The organism is Streptomyces palmae (assembly GCF_004684805.1).
Classification (GTDB): domain Bacteria; phylum Actinomycetota; class Actinomycetes; order Streptomycetales; family Streptomycetaceae; genus Streptomyces; species Streptomyces palmae.
In genome coordinates this window covers 1-5,713 of the sequence record NZ_SRID01000418.1, presented here as the reverse complement: position 1 = coordinate 5,713, position 5,713 = coordinate 1, and the positions used below count along the sequence as shown (strand labels likewise).

The 5,713-nt window shown below is 74.0% G+C and carries 5 protein-coding genes; 3 read left to right on the top strand and 2 right to left on the bottom strand.

Features of this window, described 5'->3' with window-relative positions; genetic code table 11:
- The 3 genes from E4099_RS28150 to E4099_RS28140 form a co-directional block, all read left to right on the top strand.
- A partial coding sequence (locus E4099_RS28150) for an SGNH/GDSL hydrolase family protein (RefSeq protein ID WP_209446776.1) occupies positions 1 to 992 on the top strand: 992 nt, incomplete at its 5' end.
- A gap of 226 nt (positions 993 to 1,218) precedes the next feature.
- Positions 1,219 to 2,946 carry a methionine--tRNA ligase gene (metG, locus tag E4099_RS28145; RefSeq protein ID WP_135341944.1) on the top strand — a complete coding sequence of 576 codons (1,728 nt, stop codon included), beginning with the start codon at positions 1,219 to 1,221 and terminating at the stop codon, positions 2,944 to 2,946.
- A gap of 327 nt (positions 2,947 to 3,273) precedes the next feature.
- Positions 3,274 to 3,693: a DNA-binding response regulator gene (locus tag E4099_RS28140; protein ID WP_135341943.1), complete on the top strand. Its 420-nt coding sequence runs from the start codon at positions 3,274 to 3,276 to the stop codon at positions 3,691 to 3,693.
- Between the two features lie 2 nt (positions 3,694 to 3,695).
- Here E4099_RS28140 and E4099_RS28135 read toward each other — a convergent pair whose 3' ends face one another.
- Both E4099_RS28135 and E4099_RS33275 read right to left on the bottom strand, forming a co-directional pair.
- A complete protein-coding gene (locus E4099_RS28135) occupies positions 3,696 to 4,463 on the bottom strand; it encodes a L,D-transpeptidase family protein (protein ID WP_135341945.1) in 768 nt (255 codons plus the stop codon).
- Between the two features lie 289 nt (positions 4,464 to 4,752).
- A partial coding sequence (locus E4099_RS33275) for a hypothetical protein (RefSeq protein ID WP_167828506.1) occupies positions 4,753 to 5,713 on the bottom strand: 961 nt, incomplete at its 5' end.

Here is a 5,713-nt window from a genome sequence, read left to right as displayed (position 1 = left end):
CCCTCATGCCGGCATTCCCCCGCCCCCACCGTCCGGGGCCCCGTTCCGTCCTGCCGGCACCGGCCGTCGCCCTGCTGCTGGGCTGCGCCGCGCTCCTGCCGGCCGCCGCCCCCGCCCCGGCGACACCCCCGCAGCTGAAGGCCGAGCAGGCGAGGACCAGCCCCGCGCACACCGGGCACGCGAAGAGCAGGCCCGCGCGGATACTGCGCTATGTGGCGATGGGGGACTCGTACGCCGCCGCGCCGCTGGCGCCGCACGGCGACCCGCGGGCACCCATGTGCGTCCGCTCCCGGTCCGGCTACCCGGAGGTGGCGGCCAGGGCGCTCGGGGCGCGGCTGGTCAACGTCAGTTGCTCCGCGGCGCGGATCCGCGACTTCGGGGAGCGGCAGACCGGTCTGCTGCGGCCCCAGTCCACGGCCCTGGAGCGCGGTACCGACGTGGTGAGCCTGACCATCGGCGGGAACGACACCCATCTGGTGCGCGCCGCGCTGAGGTGCGTCAATCCACTCCCGGAGCCGGTCGGGCGCAGCTGCGCCGATCGCTACACCGCCGGTGGGCGGGACCGTATCGCCGCGGACATCGCCGCCTGGGCACCCGCGCTGGGGGCCGCGCTGGACGAGATCCACCGCCGCGCCCCGCACGCGCGGATCTTCGTGGTGGGCTACGGCGAGTACTTCCGCCGCGGCGGCTGCCACCCGGTGCAGCCGCTGTGGGCACGCGACGCGGACTACCTCCAGGGCTCGATCGACCGGCTGAGCGCGGTGCTGCGCGCCGAGGCCGCCCGCCACCGCGCGGTGTTCGTCGACACCCGGCCGCTCACCAGGGGCCATGACAGCTGCGCCCCGGCCAGGGAGCGCTACCTGGAGGGGTTCCTGCCGACCCACCGGGCCCTGGGGCTGCACCCCAACGCCGAGGGTTCCGCGGCGATCGGCCGCAGGCTCGCCAGCGTCATCGCCCGCTTCCGTTCCGGTACGCCGTCGACCCGCCGCTGACCGGCCCGGTCGGCGGTGCGCGGCCGGCGGCCGGGGCGGAGTCCGGTCGGGGATCGGAGGCCGGTGGCGGGACGGCGTCCGGTCGGTGGGCCGGCGGTACCGGGCACCGTGCCCGGATTTATCCCTCGGCTTTGGCCCCTGGCGCTCCGATACGATATGGGCGGCTCGTGGGGCACGCCCCACCGGCGAAAAGTCACCCACCGCACCGACCTGGGAGCAGCCTGCAATGGCTCGACACCTCATCACCAGCGCCCTTCCCTACATCAACGGGATCAAGCACCTGGGCAACATGGTGGGGTCCATGCTCCCGGCCGACGTGTACGCGCGCTATATGCGCCAGCGCGGGCACGAGGTGCTGTACATCTGCGCCACCGACGAGCACGGCACCCCGGCCGAGCTGGCCGCCAAGGAGGCGGGGCTGCCGGTCGACGCGTTCTGCGGCGAGCAGCACGACGCCCAGAAGGCGATCTACGACGGCTTCGCCCTGTCCTTCGACTACTTCGGCCGCAGTTCCTCGCCGGAGAACGTCGAGATCACCCAGACCATCGCCCGGGAGCTGAACGCCAACGGGTTCATCGAGGAGCGGGCGATCCGCCAGGTGTACTCCAACACCGACGGCCGCTTCCTCCCGGACCGCTACATCGAGGGCACCTGCCCGCACTGCGGTTACGACAAGGCGCGCGGCGACCAGTGCGAGAACTGCACCCGGGTGCTGGACCCGACCGACCTGATCGACCCGCGGTCGGCGATCAGCGGCAGCAGCGACCTGGAGGTGCGGGAGACCAAGCACCTCTTCCTGCTCCAGTCGAAGCTGGCCGAGGAGGTCGCGGGCTGGGTGGACGAGCACGGCAGGAACTGGCCGACGCTGGCCTCCTCGATCGCCCGCAAGTGGCTGAACGAGGGCCTCCAGGACCGGGCGATCACCCGCGACCTGGACTGGGGCGTCCCGGTGCCCCAGGACACCTGGCCCGAGCTGGCGGCCGAGGGCAAGGTCTTCTACGTGTGGTTCGACGCGCCGATCGAGTACCTGGGCGCCACCAAGGAGTGGTCGGACCAGGACCCGGAGAACCGCGACTGGAAGTCGTGGTGGTACGACGCCGACGAGACCGTCCACTACACCCAGTTCATGGCGAAGGACAACGTCCCCTTCCACACCGTGATGTTCCCGGCGACGCTGCTGGGCACCCGGGACAAGTGGAAGAAGGTCGACTACGTCAAGGCGTTCAACTGGCTGACGTACTACGGCGGGAAGTTCTCCACCTCGCAGAAGCGGGGGGTGTTCACCGACGCGGCGCTGGAGTTGCTGCCCGCCGACTACTGGCGCTACTTCCTGATGGCCAACGCCCCGGAGTCCGACGACTCCTCCTTCACCTGGGAGCACTTCGCCGCGACCGTCAACAAGGACCTGGCCGACACCCTGGGCAACTTCGTCAACCGGGTGCTGTCCTTCTCCCGCAAGCGCTTCGGTGACGAGGTCCCGGCCGGGAAGCCCGCCGGGGAGGCGGAGGCCCGGCTCGGCGAGGAGATCGCGCGGCTGCTGTCCGAGTACGAGGAGCACATGGACGCGCTCCAGTTCCGCAAGGCGGCCGCCGCGCTGCGGGCGCTGTGGAGCGCGGGCAACTCCTACCTGGAGGAGAAGGCCCCCTGGCTGGAGATCAAGACCGACCAGGAGGGCGCGGCGCTCACCCTGCGCACCGCGATGAACCTGATCCACCTCTACTCGGTGGTCTCCGAGCCGTTCATCCCGGCCTCGGCGGCAGCCATGCGCTCCGCCTTCGCGCTCACCGAGGACACCGCGGCCTGGGTGACCGCCGAGCAGGCCAAGGCCCTGGCCTCGGTGCCGGCCGGCACCGCCTTCACCGTGCCGCCGGTGCTGTTCGCCAAGATCACCGAGGATGACCTGGACTCCTACCGCGAGCGTTTCGGCGGCATCGAGGCCTCGACCAGCGCCTGAGCCGGACGGCCGGCGCCTGACGACCACCGCCAGGCGCCCGGCGCCCGACCGGCCGGACCACCGGCACCGGATCCCGTCTCCCGGCCACCGCGCGGCACCACCCGCCGTGCGGTGGCCGACGTGTATCCGGCCCCCGGTCCAGGTGCGCACCCTGACTCCGGCCCCTCCTCCCAGGGCATGCCGTCTCCCCAGCTCAACGCCGTAGCACACGGCGGAGGTTGACGGCTTGACGGGAGGCACGCGCCCGTTGAGCCGGTGGCAAGAGTTCGTTTAACCCTTTCGTCGACCCTGTGTAATCCGTGAACCACAGGGAAGTCGAGGAAGCCCGTGCCGGACAGACGCGTCACAGTGACGGTCCACGGCCCCGACCCGCGCTCCCGGGCCGGAGTCATGCGCCATCTGGAGAAGGAAGCCTCCGTGGAGCTGCTCGAACGGCCGCGCCCGTTCAGCGACGAGCCGCGCGGCTCCGTGGCCGTGATGCTGGCCGAGCGGCTGGACGCCCGCTCGGGGGCGGAACTGCGGCAGCTGGTGCGGGGCGGCTCGCAGCCGGTGGTCCTGGTGGCGGGTGAGCTGCGGGAGGCGGAGCTGATGGTGGTGATGGAGTACGGCGTACGGGCCGTGCTGTGGCAGCACCGTACGACCCCCCGGCGGCTGCTGCGGGCGGTGCACCGGGCGGCTCGGGGCCCGGGCGCGAGGCGGTGCGGGGTGGACCGCCGGCTCGGCGAGCACTCGGTGCCCTGGCCGTAGGGTCAGTGGGCCAGGTGGGCGCGGTCGCCCATCACGATGACGGGGTGCCGGGCCGGGTCCAGCAGGTGCAGCAGCTTCTTCATATGGGCCTCGGACAGGCTGACGCAGCCGTGGGTGGGGCCGCCGTGGTCCACATGGATCCAGATGCCGCCGCCCCGCTCCGCGCCCAGGGGCCGCCGCCAGTCCAGTGGTGAGGCGCCGGGGACGCGGTTGTAGTCGATGGCCACCACGTAGTCGAACGCCCCGGTCAGCGATTCGCCCTCGAAGCCGAGGCCGGTGGCGACGAAGTCGTTGGAACGGTGGTAGGGCAGCCGGGTGCCGGGGTCGGGGCGCAGCCCGCCCGCGTCGCTGAGCGTGAACACCCCGCGGGGCGAGCGCAGGTCGCCGAGGTGGTGGTCGCCGGTCCAGCCGCGCAGGGCGTTGTGCGCGGGCCAGACCGGTCCGGGCCGCCAGCCCGCCCGGGTGCGGTGGAAGAGGACCGCGGTGGCGCGGTCGGACTCCTGCCCCTCCCCGGTCACCAGCAGCACCTGGCGCGTCCTGGCGGGCAGCTTGGCGGCGGTACGCGGGCCCAGGCCCGGCAGCAGGGCCCGGCCGGGGAGCGGGGTCCGCGCGGCGAGGCCGGACCGGCTCCGGGACAGCGGCCCGGCGGCCGGGCCGGGCGCGCCCCGGTCGGCGCCCTGAGCACCCGGCGCGGCGCCCTCGGTTCGGCCGCCGGATCCGTTCCTGGGGCCGCCGCTCCCCGGGGGCCTGCGGGGCGGTACGTCGTCCATCCGGTCCTCCTCTCCCGGGGCCGACTGGCCATCAGCGGCTGCCGCCCCGTCAGCGGATCCGGTGCCGCTCCGGGTCGCCGTGCCGGGCCCCGACACCGCGGTTCCGCCGGCCAGTCCCTCGGGAGCGCCGAGCGGCCCGGACGCACGGGGCGTCCCCGTACCGCCCTCGGGTGCGCCGTATCCGGCCAGCACCCCTGTGCACAGCAGCAGCGCGGCGGCCGCGGCCCGGCGGCTCAGCGAGTGGCGAGCGGGCATCGGGGGCGTCCTTCCGAATGTCGGTACGACCGGGTCAGTCGCGTCTGCTGCCGGGCGCCGGTGGCGCGTCACCACCGAAGGTGGCGGAGTCCAGGACATGCCGGACCTGGCCCATCGACACCGCGCTCGGCTCGTTCAGACATACCGATACCCGGACGGCCGCGTTCGGCGCTCTGTCCCCCACCACGATCCACCCTCGCAGTTCCCGGGAGCCTCCTGCGACACGGCAGCCCCGGGTGAGCCGCGCGTCCCGAAGCTCCGAGGCCTTCTCGGCCTTGGCCACCGCGAAGTGTCCGCGCATCAGCCGGAACCCGATGACGCCCCGGCCGGCCTCCAGCCGGGCGACCGGCACACAGGAGTACTCCCTGGTCAGGCAGGGATGCCGGGTGGGTGCCAGCCGCTGCTGGCCGGCGAAGGCCGCGCTCTGGCCGCGTCCCGGACCGACCACGGCCAGCGCCTGCCAGCCGCGCGGAACCCGGATCGTCAGATCCGCCAGATCGGGGTAACGCACCGGGGCGTCCACCGCCCGTATGGCGGGGCCACCGCCCCCCGCGCCCGGGGAGGGCGGCGCGCTGTACGCCGGGGTGGAGGGAGCACCGGAGGGCCGCGCGGGCGGACCGGTGCGGCTCGGCTGCGACGGCTCCTCCGTGTGGCGCGGACCCTGGTAGCGGGTCAGGGCGCGGGTCGGCGGGCCTTCCGGAGCCGGCCAGGGGACCAGCGTGACGGTCAGGGCGGTCGCGGCGACCAGGACGGCGGCGCCCCCGATGGCCTGGCGGCGGCGCCTGACCCGGGCCCGCTCCCGTACCCGGCGGATCCGCTCGGCGGGGGCGGGCAGCAACGGAACGGCACGCTCCAGGAAGTCGCGCAGCTCCCGTTCCGCGGACAGCTCCCACTCCTCGGGTCCGACCGGCGGCGGGTCCGCGGACGGGGTGTCCCAGCGGGGGGCAGCACCCTGTCCGCCGGGGCGACGGACCTTCCACAGGCCCCCGCCCACC